The organism is Niabella sp. CPT15-335-S11 (genome assembly GCF_058792415.1).
The window spans coordinates 1-1,297 of the sequence record NZ_JBYTEI010000013.1 but is presented as its reverse complement, the minus strand read 5'-3'; the positions used below and the strand labels follow the sequence as shown (position 1 = coordinate 1,297).

General features: G+C 44.7%; 1 pseudogene. It reads right to left on the bottom strand.

From position 1 onward, the window contains the following. Positions 1-155: 155 nt before the first annotated feature. A pseudogene (locus tag AC3WS5_RS15935) lies at positions 156-1,222 on the bottom strand (IS3 family transposase); the annotation flags it as partial. Positions 1,223-1,297 lie beyond the last annotated feature (75 nt).

Here is a 1,297-nt window from a genome sequence, read left to right as displayed (position 1 = left end):
TGTAAGCTTCCCCTAAAACTGGGCCAGTGTCAATTAGAGTTTTTCAGCTTTTCAAATGCTTTATCCACTAAGCGGCTCCCTTCAATTTGTGATGGATTTCCGGTCACCGCTTGTGGATAAAGTTGTAGATCGGCATTTAATTTCTGGTAATACTTCTCCGCATATTTAACGGGTGATAAGTAACCAAGTGCTTTGTGTGGTCTTTCGTGGTTAAAATCCAATCGCCATTCCTCGGCCATGATTCTCACCTCGTTGAGACTTGAAAACAAATAGGCATTCAGTAGGCCTCTGCGAAGGCTCCCGTTATGTCTTTCAATGAATGCATTCTGTGTTGGCTTTCCAGGCTGGATATACTGCAGTCTCACACCATTTTCCTCGCACCACTGCTGAAGCTGGTGGCTGATAAATTCAGGCCCATTGTCGCAGCGGATGCACTTGGGTAATTCTCTTTGCTTAACCAGGCGTTCCAGTGCCCGTATGACGCGCTTTGCTGGCAGAGAAGTATCTACATCAATGGAAAGAAACTCCCGGTTAAAATCGTCGATAACATTTAGCAACCGAAATTTTCTGCCATCCGTCAGTGCATCGCTCATAAAGTCGATGCTCCAGACCTCATTGGGCGCTTCCGGTATATACAAGGCTTCCTTTACCCTTTCTGGTAGTCTTCGTTTAGCCTTACGGTGGAGATTTAGTCTCAGATCAATATACACGCGATGTACTTTTTTATGGTTCCAGATATGTCCTTTGTTTCTCAAACGGTAATAGCACTGCCAGAATCCAATATCCGTGTGCTTTTCAGTAAGCTTGGTCAGGGCATCCTGAACTTCTCCATCATCCTTAGGTTTGGACTCGTAATCGTAGGTTGATCTGGGAATACTTACGATCTTACACGCCTTTCGGATACTCAGTTGCTCTTCGGTCAGAATATCAACTGCTTCCCGTTTCTCCTGGGGCGTTACAACTTTTTTTCGATGAGCACGCGCATGGCCCGGTTCTCAATGCTGAGCTCGGCAAACATTTTCTTAAGTTCACCATTCTCCTTTTCCAATGCTCTCATCTTGGCAACATCACTGGCCTCCATACCCCCGTATTTTGCCTTCCAGTTGTAAAAGGTGGCTTCGCTGATGCCAATTTCGCGGGCTATCTCCTTAACTGCAATGCCTGCTTCCTGTTTCTTGATCGCTCCAATAATCTGCGTCTCTGTAAAGTTCTTACGTTTCATTTTCAAAATTTAAAGTTAACAATTCATACAATTGATAACTCTAATTTCTTTGGCCGAACATCGGGGGAGCTTACA